Genomic DNA, 14,779 nt, shown 5'->3' on the forward strand with positions numbered 1-14,779 from the left:
AGAAATGTGGCGATAGGGTGAAATTTTTCATTAAAGAAAAACCATACTAAAGACTATGGAGCCTGGGGATAGAAACTATCCTAACGGTGGCCTGTGGATAGCTGGTAGGTTTCTGGTGCATTGACTTAGGTGCCGCTATGAAAAAGCCCGATCGCCCGCTTGGACTTTCGAAGCGACAATATCGCAAGCTGATGCGGTTTATCCGTCATCTCATGTTTCAGCTACAGCGCTGGGTACGGCAGCGACTGACGCCCCTCGTAGGGCGACGGCGGCAGCAGGGGGCAAGGCTGCGCTGGGGTCGCGCCGGCTTTGTGCTGCCAACGGCGGTGATTGTGTTGGTGGTGCTGAGCCTCACGGTGGCGGCCTTGATGATTCGCACACTAAATCGCACTACCGAGGTGAGCGGTCAACGGCAAGAAATCCAAGTGATGAATGCCACGGCCCCGGCCATTGATCGCGCCCGCACAAAATTAGAGTATTTCTTTACCCAAGACCCGCAGCGGCCCAATGGCGTGCCTGGCGAAGACACCATCGCCCAAATCATGGGCAATCAGGGGTCTTTCGCCCGCACGCCGGATCCCTACACGTTGGCGGATGAGGAGCGCATTGACTTGGATGGGGATGGCACGCTGGATAATGCCTGGGCCTTTCAACCTACGCCAGACTCCATTGTGGCCTACTCGATTTTGATGAAACGCCCCACGGATGCGCAGCTCAACCTCAGTGATGACGAAAAAGCCAAAAACCTGATTACCCGCAGTCGCCCCATGGGGATTACGGAGGTGGGGAATCAGTGCCCCAACGTAGGCGGCGGCGGCAACACCGTCGAGGTGGGCTGGGATGAGGTGACCAGTGCCATTCTGCGGAAGAATTTCCAAATCAATGCCTTTGTCTATGAAAACCGCAACGGCGGCCAAGCCCTCTCCACCATTGAGTTTGTGCAAGAGCGGCAAATGGAGCGGGGCAACAAGTGGGGCGCCTGGTTCCGCAACGACTTGGAAATCTTTCCGGGGCCGACCTTCCGCTGGAATGGGGCCATGCACACCGAGGGCAGCATCTTTATGACGGCGGGCGGTGACGGTTTCCAAGCCCATTTAATCAGTTCGCCCAGGTCCTGCATTTACACGCGCGCGGCGTCTGAGATTACGGCAACGGAGGTGGTCAACCCCCAAACCCAGCAAATTGAGTTTCAGGGGCAATTTATGGCCGGCAGTCTGCGGGACAACAACACCACCGCCGGAACAGTCAAAATTCACTCCTACCGCGAACCCCCCAGCCCTCCCTACACCGATGATGACCCTCCAGCAGCAAAAAACATTGTTACATTCGATAAGGATCGAGATTCGGTCAAGGATGGTGTGAACCCAGCGCAAGTTGCCCTGAATCCGGTGGCGATTCTCACCGAGGATAAAAGCAGGGCCCGCGGCAGTGACCCCACGAATCTCAGCCACCGCGATAACAATTGGAATAACCAATTTTATGTGGTGCAGGGGCGCTTTGCCAACAAAAGCCAGCCCAAGCCCTATGTGGATGACACCTACCGCGCCGATGACCGCTATGGCCCCAAGCCGACTTATGGTAAGATCGGGATTCCCGCTGGCACCATGGGCGACCCAATTGTCGACCTACCGGACAAGCCGCTGACGCGCAATGTAGCCCCGCCCGACAGCTCCAACAAGCGGGAAGACTTAGGACTGGATGGCTATTGGGAGCGGCGGGCCCGCCAAGAGGGGCTGCGCATTATTGTGGGGGAACGTCTGGAGTTGGGGGACCCCCTTGAGCGACCTGATTCATGCCCAGGTGGACAACGCTGTAATGAGTTCTATCAGCACCGCACTCTGCGGGATAACTTGGCGGCGGTGCAGGCAGCGGTTGTTTACCACTACAAATTCAACAACAACGGACAAGCGGATCCCAGCATTCCCGATCCCTTTACGGACCCTTACCCAGGGCAAAACAGTGGGGGCTACGAGCCCGTTGCCTGCTTGGCCATGACCTACCACCACGGCACGCGCCAAACCGCATTGAACAGCATCACGTTTTTTACACCTGACCCGTCACTTAACATCCCGTTCTTTCAAAACGGCACACCGCTCTTTGACTTCTTTAGAGGGATTGGCACCAACGGCTGGGAGTTTGAGCTGAACGATGACCCGAGTAATGGATTTTACAGCCAGTTGAGTAATCCAACCTCGGCGCTGCGGCAAGCATTACAGAACCTGGCTAATAACTACGGCGATCCTGCCGGGGCTTTTCCACCAAAACAGGAAAACTCCCCCAACAACACTCACCCGAACCCGGGCACAATAAAATACGGCAACTTCTCGAACTTGCGGCGGGCTTTGACTCAGCTCACAACGGTTGGTAATGACGTAAGTAAGCTTAGCTTGGCCGATCAGAGCACCCTGCACACTGCCGGCTGCATGTTGGGAATGCTGGCCTACAGCGTGAAGCAGGTGGAACAGCTTTCACAGAGCTCTAACGCTAATGTTAAGCTCGCTTCAAATTATCCACTTCCAGATGGTGGGAATCAAGATCTCATCACATTCAGCAATCCCAACAGCGCCGGTAGTCTCCTACTTGACAAGCTCTGGCTAGAAGTTGACACCTCATTAAATAACCCGATGACTACTACTGCTTATCCTGTCCTGTATCAGGTGTTTGACCCTAACGATCCTTCGAAGACTCGTCTGGATGTTGTTAACGAAATTGCTAATCTTGTCCAACCTCGCCCCGACCCAGGCGCATTCACAGTGCCAACAGCACTGGCGCCGAGTGGGTCGAATCCCGATCGCCCCGATCGCCGGAATCAAATTATTTATTATGATGGTAGCCAATACCAGCGCTACAACATTGCCTTCTTAGACAACGCCCTCTTCAATGGCCGCGAGGAAATGGCGGTGCGGGTCATGGACATTGACCTTGATTTGCTGCGGCGCACCTCCTTTGGCGGCGATACCTGGTTGCCGATGGGGGGCATTGTCTATGCCTTCCGTGAGGATGCCGTGCGCGAAGATGGCATTGCCCGCCCCTGCCTCCCCGGCCAAAACTGGATGAACACCGATCCTAATAATCCCCACGACCCCTGTTTGGCAAGTAATGGCATTTCCCTGAAGCCGGTGGACTTCTTTGCCGACCCGCTGCGGCGCCCCAATGGCTTCCGCCTACTGAACGGCAACCGCCTTGACCGCCAAGGCATTCCAGACGAGAAAAATATCGCCGGCCTGTCCTTTATCAGTGACAACCCGGTGTATATTCAGGGGGACTTTAACCTGCACAGCACTGATGGCACCGCCAGCAATCTCATTGAGGAGTTTACCGACAAGCTCGAAGCCAACTGGAGTAATTTCTACAGTCGCAGCACCCTAGATTCTCGCTTTGCGCGGCCCGACAAAGACACTGCGCGGCCCGACCAAGACACATGGCGCCCCGCAGAAATTTTGGCCGATGCCGTCACAATTCTCTCTGACAACTTCTGCGATGGCTTTGCCGAGCACTACTTTGTAGGCGTCCTTAATCCCCCTATTAGTAATCTTGATAATACTGATCCTCGCAGCTGCGGCTCCTCCGGCAACCGGACCTCTTTCCTGAATGCCAACCGACCCAACCCCCCCCTCGACCCGAACGACCCTCAGCTTGTGCGGGAAAGCCAAAATAACGACTTACTCAATATCCCCCTACTTAACCCCTCCCCCTCGGGGCCCGATCAGAGGCCAATTTATGTGAATAAGAATGGCCAAGCCAGGGGAGTTTCTAATTATAATTCATTTAACAACGACCGTTCCTTGATTGCGGCGAAAGACAACACCCGCGTCAATGCGGTGATTGTGAGCGGCATTGTGCCCTCGCGCCCCAACCAGGCCTACGGCGGCATGCACAACTTCCCGCGCTTCCTGGAAAACTGGAGCGGCAAAAATCTCTGGATCCAAGGGTCATTTATTCAGCTCAACTTCTCCACCCAAGCCACCGGCCCCTATGACCAAGACCAGTGGGAAGTGCCTAATGATCCTACCTGCTGGGATGTCAACACCGCCTTTAACTGTAATGCCCAGGGCGTCGAGCTGATTAAATACTACAGCCCTCCCAACCGCCGCTGGGGCTATGATGTGGCTCTGCAACTGGCGCCCGCTGGGCCAGTGGCGCGGCGGTTCATTACCCCCGGACGGCAGCGGACAGAGTATTACACCGAGTTGCGCGCCGATGATCCCTATATCCAGCAACTGCGCTGTGCCAACCGACCCGCCAGCATGGGAGGGGGCAACATTGATCCAAGTGCCAGTTGTTCTGCCTAAACTGTGGAGGTGATTTGACCATGACTCGACGCGACCGTGGCCTCACCCTGCTAGAGTGTGTGATTGCCATTTTGGTGGTCAACCTCGCCCTAGCGATGCTGGCCGCCCCCCTGGTGCTGGTGGCCGCCACCCGCCTGCGCAACGATCGCATCAATCAGGCCACCGAAATTGCCCGCGGCGAAATTGACCAGCTGCGGGTGCTGATGGAGCAGGGGGTCAATGTACGCAGCACCTCCACCGCAATGCTGCCCCCTGCAAGCACCGTAGGTGATGCAACCTTAGGGAATGCGGCCGCCCTCTCTCGACAAGCGCCCCCGCAGGCGATAGCGACATGCACCTTACCCCTGAGCGCCACCACCGCCTGTGAACGGGAACTGAACAACAGCCGCTTTGCCGTCCAGATCTATCGCGGCGAGTTGACCACCACCAACAGTGGGTTGGTCTTGGGCTATCCGGTGCAGGTGCGGGTCTATAACGCCGATGCCGTGCCAGTTCCCGATGGTCTCTTCCCCCCTGGGCAGCCCATTGAGCAGGCCACAGCCACAATGACCAGCGGCGGCCCCGCAAGTGAGAGGCGCCCCCTGGTGGTTTTGACCACCGAGATTGTGCGCGCCGATGCGGCCGAAACCCTGTCTTATCTGAAGCCTTCTAAAATTAGCCAGTCCATACCGCAGGCAGCACCTTTGGGGGGGGGCTCACCAAGCAGTTATAGCCCAAGCGGTTCTTTGCCCAGGTCCCCAGGCCTAGGCGTCGCCAGTGGCAATTCCATGTCCGAAGAACCACCCACAATATCACCCACAATATCACTCCCAGCAAAGCTTGGAACAACACCATGAGCAAAACAGCAAACCATCGTGCAAAGGAGAAAGAGCAATGAAATGGCCAACCTGGCGCTGGCGGCGATCGCGGGGCTTTACCTTGGTGGAGATCCTCGTCTCCCTGGTGATTGCCGGCATTCTCATGAGTGCCTTGGGCGCCATTTTGATTGACATGCTCGACACCGAACGGCGGGAAGCCTCTTTAAATCAACTGCGGCAAGACCTCAAGGCCGCCATGGATGTAATTAGCAATGACTTGGCCCAGGCGGTCTTTGTCTATAACGGCAACTGCCTGGCGGGCAATGATAACTCTAACCCTAAGCCTAAAGACTTGTGCGGCGATACCACCCGCCCCACTAGCCAGCGCCTCACCAATTACCTGCCGCCCTTTCCCGCAACCATGACCCCCGTCCTGGCCATGTGGATTCTGGAGCCTTTTCCCTACGATCAAAACCAACTGGGCTATGCCACCTTTAAGATGCCGCGGGATTGCGAGAAGGTATGGTCTAGCGATGCACCAAGGACGAAACAACACTGCCGCGATCTCCAAAATGGCCGCCGCACCTACACCCTAGTGGTCTATTACATTGATACGGCCCCCACCTCCTTCTGGGCGCCGGAATCAACCTGGCAGGGGAAAGCGCGACTGGTGCGCTATCAACTGCGCAAGTATAAGGTGGCCAACGTGGCCAGTGACGCCAATTATGACTACCTGGGGATCAATCAGGGGTATGTGGAACCGGTGGGCGAAACCAACTTTGCCCGCTGGCCGTTCAAAGTAGGCACTGCAACCAATGAAAATCTCCAGGACACGCGAGCGGGTGGTCGTCCCCTGCGTGATATTGAGGGCTACCTGCGCGTTACCGATTTGGTGGTGGTCACCGATTTTATTGATACCGATACCACCATCCCCTCCCCGGCCTGTCCAGAGGCGCTGCCAGGCACCCCTGACTTTGTGCGCACGCCCCTCAGTGCGGCGGCAGCACCGGCGGGCTTCTTTGCCTGTGTGCAGGATGGCGGCGCCAGCTTCAATGCCGCCACCTTTGTCTATTTGCGGGGCAATCCAGAGGGACTCCCCGGCATTCGCCCCCAAGATGTGCAAAATCGCCCAGTGATCACCACAACGGTTTTGAGCCGCTCTGTGCAAGGAAAAGTGCCTAAGTACTAGCCAGGAGGAAACAAGCTATGGAACGCCGCCAGCGCGGATACACAATCACAGAGATGTTGGTGGTGATTGTTTTAATCGCCATCGTACTTGGGATTGGTACGATGAGCCTCTTTCCACTGCTGCAGCGGCAACGGGTCAGGGCAGCGGTGAATAATGCCCGCAACGTGCTGCGCTTGGCCCAAGCCAGCGCCAAAAAGCAAAAGGTGCCTTGGGTGGCTGCTTTTCGCAATACTGATCTGGGCCCGCAGTGGTCAATTAATCCTGTGGGGAGCGATCGGCGCAATTGGCAATGGCAGCCCTTGGTGGACGATGATGAGCAACTGGTGATGGTCATGTGGGCCACTGATTTTAACTCCGTCAATAGGAATGAAAAGAATGAAATCCTGGAATGCCAGCAAGCACAGCAATCCCCCACCTGTGAGCTGGCCTTTGACTACCAAGGGCGGGTGATTACCCCCGTCACGCCGCGGCGGATTAGCTTTAGCATCTATGCCTATGAAAGTGCTTACCTGCAATGTGTGCGGGTTCCTACCATCCTCGGCGGCATGCGCCTAGAAGACGGCAGTTCCTGCAAAGACTATCGCGAATAAATCGCGAATACGTTGTTGATTGCCGCCGTAGAGCGGGGATAGGCCCCCTTGGCCACTCTCATACCCAAGCTGTCATACTAGCACCGAACGATGATGCCCCAAGAACATTTTTACATTAACCTCCTGTTCTTTCTGCAACAACACCGCCAGCAGCGGCGCACCGCCAATGCCGGCTTGACCCTGCCAGAGGTGTTGGCGGTGATCGTCATTTTGGGGGTCATTGCCCTGATTGCCTTGCCCTCCTTGCTCAACCAGCGACTGAAGGCACAATTGGCGGGGGCCAAATCAGCCGTGGGCGCCGTGAACCGTGCCCAGGAGGCCTACCGCGTCCGCCATAAAATCTTTGCCACCAAGCTGGCCTATTTGGGCATCTACAACACCCAAGGGGGCGGCTATCGGGTGGATGGCTATTATCCCCTCCGCCTCACCTACGACCAAGTGAAAGAGAAAGACACGGGGCGCATTCTCCATGGCGGTGGCAATCCTTGGTACGCGGCTGTTCATGCCCAAGCCATCGATCCGGCCGGCACCGGCGTCTCGGGGTGCGTGTGGGCCAAGGAGGGAAACTACGGCGTCACCACCTCCTCGGTGAAGGAGGGCAGCAGTGCCGCGCCCCCTGGCGACTGTTGGGCACAGGTCAACACCGACACCGGCAAAGAAGTCGAGTATTTGCCCATCGAAACCACGGAATAGGCCGCCGCTTCTAGGGAGTAGCGTTGAGCGCGGGGCGTTGAGCGGAGCCGCTGAGGGCCTCCAGGATCGCCAGCAATTCCTGCTCAAAGGCCAACTGGGCCCGGTTGGTGCGTCCGCCGACATAGAGGAAGGTCTGCTCCTGCAGGCCCCACACTTGGGAGTGGGAGACATAGCTCATGATCACGCCGGCAATTAGGAGGGCAAACCCAGCATAAAACAGGGGAATCCCCGGATCGGCTTTAATTTGGAGCCCCGTACTGCCCACCAGCTCCACCAAGGTCAGGGTAACGCCGTTGAGTTGTGTTGCCATGCCCGTGCGCAAGCTGGTGAGAAACTCCCCCTTGGGGCCATAGATCAACACGGTGCCCTGCAGATCCCGCGCAATCAGGGAAACCCCCTCCGAGAGGTCGGGCTTGGTGGGCAGCCAAGTGCCCCAAAGGCGACCTTTGCCGGCGGTGTCCAGTGGCGCCATGGGCAGTTGCAGCACCGGACTCTGGTTGAGGCGAAAGCGCAGGGCGGCAATGCTCCAGTCGGCTTGGTAGAAGGTGACGCCCCGATACCGCAGGGGCCGATTGACATGGATCGTGCCCCGCTTCACCTCCTGGCCGGCAGCATCCAAGACCGAGAGATCGGAGTAGAACTGATCAATGTCGCCGGCAGCGGTGTAATCAATCCAAAAGCGATTCACCTTGACCGACCAGTCCTGGGGAATGCGGGCCAAGGGTCCCGCCTGCACAAGGTGCTGCAGCTGAACGGTGTCACCACTGGGAATCAGCTCCTGGGCCATAAAACCGGTGAGGGCCCCCAAAATGCCCCCCAGCAGAATGAGAATCATGCTGGCGTGAACGACAATCGGGCCAATGCGACCAACCAGCCCCTTGCGGGCATAGAGTTGGCTGTCAGTTTGCCAGACGCGGTAGCCCCTTTGCCTGAGGGCAGTGGCCAATTCCGCAAGGGTGACATTGGCAAGGGTGGTGCTCAGGCTCAATTTGGCAAACTGCTGCGGCTTTTGGTAGTACTGCCAGCGCTGGGCAGCGGTGAGGGCGCTCACTTGGCGACTAAAAGTGCAGGCGGTGAGACTGGCGCCAAAGAGCACCAGCAGAGCGAGGTACCACGGGGTGCGATAGACCCGATCGAGCCCCAGGGCCAAAAGTAGCCGCCAACTGAGGAAGCCAAAGAGGGCCGGCTTTTCGGGATAGTGGGCCTGATAGTAGCTCAGGGACTGCCCCTGCTCAATCACGGTGCCAGCAATACTGGCGATGGCAATGGCCAACAGCAGCAGAATCGCCAGGCGCAGATCGGCTAGGAGGGCAAGAAAACGGCGAGGGGTAGGCATTAGCTTGGCCAATTCACCCAGTCTTGGGGCTTGAGAAAGGTGCTGTACAGTTCCGCTTCCGGGCTGTTGGGGGGCGGTTGATAGCCATATTCCCAGCGCACCAAGGGGGGCAACGACATCAAAATGGATTCGGTGCGGCCGTTGGTTTGCAGGCCAAAGATGGTGCCGCGGTCATAGACCAGGTTAAATTCCACATAGCGGCCGCGGCGATAGAGCTGAAACTGCCGCTCGCGATCGCCATATTCTAGATGCCGCCGCCGTGCCACAATGGGCAGATAGGCCTCCAGAAAGGCTTGGCCACAGCTTTGCACAAAGGCAAAGAGGTCTTGCCAAGAACGACTGCCAATGGCGCCCACGCGTTGGCTGTAGCGGGCGGCGTCGCCGTCGGGATGGGGGCCGCGGTACAACTCGCGATCGCTGCCGTCTTGGTAATCAAAAAAAATGCCGCCGACGCCGCGGGTTTCGCCGCGATGCTTGAGGTAAAAGTATTCATCACACCAGCGCTTAAAGACGGGGTAGTATTCCCGGTGGTGGCGATCGCAGGCCGCTTTATGGACTTGGTGAAAATGCTTGGCATCCTCGGCAAAGGGGTAGTAGGGGGTTAAATCGGCACCGCCGCCAAACCACCACACCGGCCCGGCCTCAAAATAGCGGTAGTTTAAATGCACCGTTGGCACATAGGGATTGCGGGGATGCAGCACCATGGAGGTACCGGTGGCATAGAAGCCATAACCTGCCGCCTCAGGGCGCTGCGCCAAAATCGAGGGGGGCAACTGCTCGCCCCAGACTTCTGAGAAATTCACGCCCCCCTGCTCTAGGAGCTGCCCCTGTTTCATCACCCGTGAGCGACCGCCGCCCCCCTCCGGCCGTTGCCAACAGTCTTCCTGAAACTGGGCGCCGCCATCGGCAGCCTCGAGGGCCTGACAAATCTGATCCTGGAGGTCCTTCAGAAACGCGGCCACCCGCTGCCGCGAATCACTGGGCACGGCCGGGGTTGCAGAAGTTGCCACCGTCATAGTTAATCCGCCATCCTCATACTGGTCTTAAGGGCAAACAGGCCTGTTTAAGGCTGTCTAGGCTTTATTGTACTCTGAGGTTAGCACCTGAGCGAGTTTTGCCCCCAGGGCTGCCACCCACCGCTCATCCTGCTGGGTATAGCTGCGGGGGGCATTGGTGCCCAAAATCATTACGGTTTGCTCGTCCACCGGCTGGCAAATCACCCCTTGGGTATTGGGGGGTAAATAGTCAAATTCAATGCGGCCGGGGTAAAGGGCTAGATCCACCAAATAGATGGGGCGTTGGGTCTGCAGGGCCCGCTGCACAATGGCGCCGGTGCCGGTCATGGGTTTGGGGCCGAGAATGCCGCGGCGCAGCAGGGGGCGATCGCCCCGCCAAATGACAATGGACTTTGTGGGCGTATTCATCAACACTGTGTAGGAGAGCCATGCTAGTTCTGTTTTCAACAGAGGCGAGAGATCAGCCGCCAGCTCAAAGCCCTCTTGCCCCTCTAGGCGCACCGCCTGGGGAGGCCGGGGCTGCACCCGCTGCCAAATCAGCGTTGTCAAGATCAAGACCGCTGCCAGGATCACCCCCACCACATCGGCGCGGGCCTGGGAAGGGGTAGGCAGGGGCGTCAGCAAGCGATTGACCAGCAGCAGAGTGCCCCCCAAAACCCCCGTGGCCAGGGGCAAATAGCGCAGGATTTGATCAGTCATCTAAAGTTCTAAAAAATTTGCAGGAGTCACGTAGCTATCTATTATTCACCAATGCCCAGATCACAGTGGTGGGAGGAGATGCAGCAATGAAAAGACAACGGTGCCTCAAAGCTGGCCAGCGATCGCGGCTGGTGGTTGCCCTGCTGAGTTTGAGTGTTTTGGGTCATCTCCCCGTTGCCCTGGCCACCCCACCCCTGCGCCTAGAAATCAGCCTCTCGCGGCGCCAACTGACCCTCTACCAAGGACACACGCCGCTGCGCCGGTATCCAGTGGCGGTGGGCCGCCCCGGCTGGGAAACCCCTATCGGTCAATTTCAAGTTCGCCAGATGATTCGCAATCCCGCTTGGAAAAATCCCTTTACTGGGGTAGTGATTGCTGGCGGGCATCCCCAAAACCCCTTGGGACGGCGTTGGATTGGCTTTTGGAGTGATGGTACCGATTGGATTGGCTTGCATGGTACCCCCAATCCTGATTCCATTGGGCATGCGGTCTCCCACGGTTGTGTGCGCATGTACAACCGCGACATTGAAGAGCTTTTTGAGAAAGTGCAACTAGGGGTGCCCGTGATTGTGGTGCCCTAGAAGGGGGCGACCAGGGCGGCGCCAAAAAAGACGACGGCGATCGCATCCACTAGGCCATGGAGGAGAACCCCTACCCAGAGGCGCTGCGTACAGGCAAAGGCCAAGCAGTAAAAGATAGAGGCGAGGCTGGCCATGAGAATATACACCCCGCGGTAAGCCATGAGGGGCAGTTGCATATCGGCACTGGGCTCGTTGCCGACATGGAGAACCCCAAACAGGAGTGAGCAGCTGAGAATGGCCCCCCAAGCAATGACCCCTGGCCGCCAGCGATCGCCCCCATAGTGCCGCAGCAGGTCCCGCACCAAAATCATCAGGCCACTGCGGAAGATCACCTCCTCAAAAATGCCCACCCGCATAGCAAAAAGCGTTACATAGACAAACACCGCCAGCGGTGAGGGGGTCAAGTTGAATTTGGCCAAGGGCAAAAAGCCCAATAGCGTGCCCAAGGGCACCAGGATTGCCGAGGCCACCAAGAACAGGGCCGCCAGTAAACGGGCATCCCGCCAGCGGGGTTCAAAGCTATAGCCAAAGTGCGATCGCCCCAGCCCCTTGCCCAAAATGATCACAAGAATAAAGAGTTGCAGCGCCACAAAGGGGCCAAAACGAAAATAGGGGGTCGAGAACCAGTAGAGGCTAAACAGCGACAGGGCAATGAAGGGCATCTCCTGCCATCCCAAGCCGGTGGCACTTGTCGGGGGAGGGTGTCGCCGCTGCCAATCGCCCCAAGCACACAGCAGCAGATAAAGAGGGGCAAGGAGGAAGCCTTCGCTGTACCCCTTGGGGAAGGCGGGCGAAACCAGCCCACTGTGGCTGAGGAGCAAATAGAGCGTTGCCCCCCCGATCCACGCCCACAACAGCGGCGGCGGTGTGGTGTTTTGCCGCAGCAGGAAAGGGACACGCACCATTGCCCCAACGCCCCCCAGAAAGATTAACAAATTCAGCCCCCCCTGATCGGCAAAGATCAAGTTCGTGAGAACCCGATGCCAGGGAAAGCGGCTGGCCTCCGGCAGGGCTAAGCCAATGGCCATGTACAGCCCTAGGCTCAGGAGTAAGCGCCCCTGCCACCGTTGAGCCAGCTTGGCACAATCACGCTGGTCGCTTGCCCACCACAGCACCGGAAACCCGCCAATCATAACGACGGCGGTCGACTCCAGCAGACTTTCTAGCCACGGCCAAGGGGTTGCAGACAAATAGCGCAGGTAGAGCAGTTGGGCCCAAAACCAAAGCACACAGGCGGCGATCGCCACCTGTTGCTCGCGGCGACTGGAAAATCGGGGTGAGTGGAGAAAGCCTTGCGGCGCTGTGGCCAACCAATCCCTAAGGGAGTGTTGAGGCTGGCTCAGGGGTTTAGGCATCGGCATTCTAGAACCGTGGCGATCGCAACTGCGGGCAGGGGGTATAATCAAGGCTTATTCCCAGCCTGTGGGAATGGAGCAAGACACCTCAGTTGATTTTTGCCTACCCCGCAACCGCATTTTGCCATGACTACCGCCACTCCTGATCGCGATCGCCTCAGCCAACAACTCCAAGATTTAGAAGCCCAAGCCTTGGGGGCGATCGCCACCGCCAGCACCCTCGATGCCCTAGAGCACCTGCGCGTCGCCTATCTGGGCAAAAAAGGGGAACTCTCACAAATTCTGGCCCTTATGGGGAAATTGCCCGCTAGCGATCGCCCCGCCATTGGTACCCTGGCCAACACCCTTAAGGAAAAGCTCCTCCAAGCCCTAGAGGCCCGCCGCGAAACCCTGCAAGCGGCAAAAATTGCGGCGCAACTGGCGGCTGAAACCCTTGATGTGACCATGCCGGGAGTATTTCGTCCCCAAGGGCACATTCACCCCCTCAACAGCACCATTGACCGCATCCTCGATATTTTTGTGGGTCTTGGCTATACCGTTGCCAATGGCCCAGAAATGGAAACCGACTACTACAACTTTGAGGCGCTCAATACCCCGGCAGATCACCCGGCGCGCGATATGCAGGACACCTTTTACCTGCCCGATGGCAACCTCCTGCGCACCCACACCTCCTCGGTGCAGATCCGCTACATGGAACTCTATGAGCCCCCCATTCGGATTGTTGCCCCCGGCCGCTGTTACCGCCGCGACACCGAGGATGCCACCCATGCGGCAGTGTTCCATCAGATTGAGATTTTAGCGGTGGATGAGGGGCTGACCTTTACCGATCTCAAGGGCACCGTGACGACGTTTCTAGCAGAACTCTTTGGTGACGTTCCCATTCGCTTCCGCGCCAGCTATTTTCCCTTTACCGAACCCTCGGCGGAAGTGGATGTGCAGTGGCAGGGGCGCTGGCTCGAGGTGATGGGCTGTGGCATGGTGGATCCCGCCGTTCTGAAAAATGTTGGCTATGACCCAGAGATCTATACAGGCTTTGCCGCTGGGTTTGGCGTAGAGCGGTTTGCGATGGTGCTGCATCACATTGATGATATTCGCCGCTTCTACACCAGTGATCTGCGCTTTCTGCGGCAGTTTTAGGAGGGGTCAGCTTGGCAACACCCCGTTTGCTGGTGGTTCTCAATGGCAAGGGCGGCGTGGGCAAAACCACCACAGCAATTAATCTGGCGGCCACCTATGGGCAGGAGTACAAGGTGCTGTTGGTGGATAGCGACCCCCAGGGGTCAGCGACCTGGTGGTTTCAGCGCAGTGGTCAATCCATGGGCTTTGATTTGGCTCAGGAGGTCAACCCCAAACTTCTCGGCAAGGTGCGCAAGCTCTCTAGCTATGACCTGATTGTTGTTGATACACCCCCGGCCTTAGCCTCCAGTGCCCTCGGCGCCGTCGTCCCGATCGCCGACTATCTGGTGCTGCCCACCCCCCCTGCCCCCATTGATCTGGCCGCTCTCATTGAAACCGTCAAGCAGGTGGTGGAACCCTCTAAGGTTCCCCACCGCGTCCTGCTCACCCGCGTTGATCCCCGCTGTGTCAATGAGGCCCTTGAGGCCCAAAATACCCTCCTGCAGTTGGGGGTAGCGACTTGCCATGCCTTTATTCGGGCCTACAAAGCCCACGAACGAGCTGCCCTAGAGGGGGTGCCCATTACCCAATGGAAGGGCAAACAGGCCAAGGAGGCCCAAGCCGATTACCGCCGTGTTGCCGAGGAGCTGGAGCGGGATTGGCGTTGATGGCTTGCCCCTAAAAAAAGCCAGTATAATCTACAGCTAATATGTCCAATATCGGTCGCTTAAGGGGAATATGCGTCGCTTGCTTAGTCTAGCCTGTATTCTAGGCGGCTTTTATTTCATTGCCCAAAATATTATCTTTCACGGCACTGTTAACGCAGCTACGGCCACTCTCTTGTCCTTCATCGGTGTTTTCATGATTACCTCAGATCGTGATCAGACTCGCCACCTGGGGTATTGGGTCTTAGCGTTAGCCGCATTCTTTGTTTTTTTCAATGCGCGTTTTTTTTCTCAAACCAATGAGTCTTTTGCAATTTGTGGTTAGCTACGCTGCTATAGTCATTGGGTTTCGGTTGTGGAGGAGTTAATTAGAAATTAGATAATTAGAGATGCCGAGACGCTGGGGTTTGTCAATTATGAATAATATATGAATAATATATATCAGTTCTA

Annotated in this window: 13 protein-coding genes; 9 read left to right on the top strand and 4 right to left on the bottom strand. The window is 57.3% G+C overall.

Features of this window, described 5'->3' with window-relative positions; genetic code table 11:
- Nucleotides 1-137: 137 nt before the first annotated feature.
- From hpsA to Q0W94_RS07105, 5 genes are all read left to right on the top strand, one after another.
- Nucleotides 138-4,292, top strand: coding sequence for a hormogonium polysaccharide biosynthesis protein HpsA (hpsA, locus tag Q0W94_RS07085; RefSeq protein ID WP_297757119.1), 4,155 nt, complete (start codon nucleotides 138-140; stop codon nucleotides 4,290-4,292).
- 20 nt (nucleotides 4,293-4,312) lie between these two features.
- Nucleotides 4,313-5,128 carry a hypothetical protein gene (locus tag Q0W94_RS07090; RefSeq protein ID WP_297757122.1) on the top strand — a complete coding sequence of 272 codons (816 nt, stop codon included), beginning with the start codon at nucleotides 4,313-4,315 and terminating at the stop codon, nucleotides 5,126-5,128.
- A 37-nt stretch (nucleotides 5,129-5,165) separates the two neighbouring features.
- On the top strand, nucleotides 5,166-6,278 hold the full coding sequence (locus tag Q0W94_RS07095; protein ID WP_297757125.1) for a PilW family protein: 1,113 nt from the start codon (nucleotides 5,166-5,168) through the stop codon (nucleotides 6,276-6,278).
- 17 nt (nucleotides 6,279-6,295) lie between these two features.
- On the top strand, nucleotides 6,296-6,868 hold the full coding sequence (locus Q0W94_RS07100; protein ID WP_297757128.1) for a Tfp pilus assembly protein FimT/FimU: 573 nt from the start codon (nucleotides 6,296-6,298) through the stop codon (nucleotides 6,866-6,868).
- 90 nt (nucleotides 6,869-6,958) lie between these two features.
- Nucleotides 6,959-7,561, top strand: coding sequence for a type II secretion system protein (locus tag Q0W94_RS07105; RefSeq protein ID WP_297757131.1), 603 nt, complete (start codon nucleotides 6,959-6,961; stop codon nucleotides 7,559-7,561).
- 10 nt (nucleotides 7,562-7,571) lie between these two features.
- Here the strand turns inward: Q0W94_RS07105 and Q0W94_RS07110 are convergent, their stop codons facing one another.
- From Q0W94_RS07110 to Q0W94_RS07120, 3 genes are read right to left on the bottom strand one after another with little or no spacing between them, the layout of a single operon-like run.
- Complete coding sequence (locus tag Q0W94_RS07110) at nucleotides 7,572-8,897, bottom strand: cytochrome c biogenesis protein (RefSeq protein WP_297757134.1); 1,326 nt, start codon at nucleotides 8,895-8,897, stop codon at nucleotides 7,572-7,574.
- Nucleotides 8,897-9,913 carry an oxygen-dependent coproporphyrinogen oxidase gene (hemF, locus tag Q0W94_RS07115; RefSeq protein WP_297757137.1) on the bottom strand — a complete coding sequence of 339 codons (1,017 nt, stop codon included), beginning with the start codon at nucleotides 9,911-9,913 and terminating at the stop codon, nucleotides 8,897-8,899. The genes Q0W94_RS07110 and hemF overlap by 1 nt, the downstream gene beginning before the upstream one ends.
- Nucleotides 9,914-9,970: 57 nt before the next feature.
- The gene (locus tag Q0W94_RS07120) at nucleotides 9,971-10,612 is read right to left on the bottom strand and encodes a cofactor assembly of complex C subunit B (RefSeq protein ID WP_297757139.1); all 642 of its coding nucleotides are present in this window, start codon (nucleotides 10,610-10,612) and stop codon (nucleotides 9,971-9,973) included.
- An 86-nt stretch (nucleotides 10,613-10,698) separates the two neighbouring features.
- On the opposite strand from Q0W94_RS07120, the gene Q0W94_RS07125 reads away from it, so the two are divergent.
- Complete coding sequence (locus tag Q0W94_RS07125; RefSeq protein WP_297757142.1) at nucleotides 10,699-11,193, top strand: L,D-transpeptidase; 495 nt, start codon at nucleotides 10,699-10,701, stop codon at nucleotides 11,191-11,193.
- On the opposite strand, the gene Q0W94_RS07130 is transcribed toward Q0W94_RS07125, so the two are convergent.
- A complete protein-coding gene (locus Q0W94_RS07130) occupies nucleotides 11,190-12,599 on the bottom strand; it encodes a CPBP family intramembrane glutamic endopeptidase (RefSeq protein WP_297757144.1) in 1,410 nt (469 codons plus the stop codon). The genes Q0W94_RS07125 and Q0W94_RS07130 overlap by 4 nt on opposite strands.
- Nucleotides 12,600-12,674: 75 nt before the next feature.
- Here Q0W94_RS07130 and pheS point away from each other — a divergent pair, with 75 nt between their 5' ends.
- The 3 genes from pheS to Q0W94_RS07145 all read left to right on the top strand — a co-directional run bounded on the left by pheS (nucleotide 12,675) and on the right by Q0W94_RS07145 (nucleotide 14,654).
- Nucleotides 12,675-13,685: a phenylalanine--tRNA ligase subunit alpha gene (gene pheS / locus Q0W94_RS07135; RefSeq protein WP_297757147.1), complete on the top strand. Its 1,011-nt coding sequence runs from the start codon at nucleotides 12,675-12,677 to the stop codon at nucleotides 13,683-13,685.
- A gap of 11 nt (nucleotides 13,686-13,696) precedes the next feature.
- A complete protein-coding gene (locus tag Q0W94_RS07140; protein ID WP_297757150.1) occupies nucleotides 13,697-14,332 on the top strand; it encodes a ParA family protein in 636 nt (211 codons plus the stop codon).
- A gap of 70 nt (nucleotides 14,333-14,402) precedes the next feature.
- Entirely contained in the window at nucleotides 14,403-14,654 is a 252-nt protein-coding gene (locus tag Q0W94_RS07145) for a hypothetical protein (RefSeq protein ID WP_297757153.1), read from the top strand.
- Nucleotides 14,655-14,779: the final 125 nt, after the last annotated feature.

The sequence above is a fragment of the Thermosynechococcus sp. genome (assembly GCF_025999095.1).
Taxonomy (GTDB): domain Bacteria; phylum Cyanobacteriota; class Cyanobacteriia; order Thermosynechococcales; family Thermosynechococcaceae; genus Thermosynechococcus.

Bases quoted from the DNA above. Each gene is read 5' to 3' on its own strand.
- hpsA (WP_297757119.1), top strand. From the start codon at position 138: ATGAAAAAGCCCGATCGCCCGCTTGGACTTTCGAAGCGACAATATCGC.
- Q0W94_RS07090 (WP_297757122.1), top strand. From the start codon at position 4,313: ATGACTCGACGCGACCGTGGCCTCACCCTGCTAGAGTGTGTGATTGCC.
- Q0W94_RS07095 (WP_297757125.1), top strand. From the start codon at position 5,166: ATGAAATGGCCAACCTGGCGCTGGCGGCGATCGCGGGGCTTTACCTTG.
- Q0W94_RS07100 (WP_297757128.1), top strand. From the start codon at position 6,296: ATGGAACGCCGCCAGCGCGGATACACAATCACAGAGATGTTGGTGGTG.
- Q0W94_RS07105 (WP_297757131.1), top strand. From the start codon at position 6,959: ATGATGCCCCAAGAACATTTTTACATTAACCTCCTGTTCTTTCTGCAA.
- Q0W94_RS07110 (WP_297757134.1), bottom strand. From the start codon at position 8,897: ATGCCTACCCCTCGCCGTTTTCTTGCCCTCCTAGCCGATCTGCGCCTG.
- hemF (WP_297757137.1), bottom strand. From the start codon at position 9,913: ATGACGGTGGCAACTTCTGCAACCCCGGCCGTGCCCAGTGATTCGCGG.
- Q0W94_RS07120 (WP_297757139.1), bottom strand. From the start codon at position 10,612: ATGACTGATCAAATCCTGCGCTATTTGCCCCTGGCCACGGGGGTTTTG.
- Q0W94_RS07125 (WP_297757142.1), top strand. From the start codon at position 10,699: ATGAAAAGACAACGGTGCCTCAAAGCTGGCCAGCGATCGCGGCTGGTG.
- pheS (WP_297757147.1), top strand. From the start codon at position 12,675: ATGACTACCGCCACTCCTGATCGCGATCGCCTCAGCCAACAACTCCAA.
- Q0W94_RS07145 (WP_297757153.1), top strand. From the start codon at position 14,403: ATGCGTCGCTTGCTTAGTCTAGCCTGTATTCTAGGCGGCTTTTATTTC.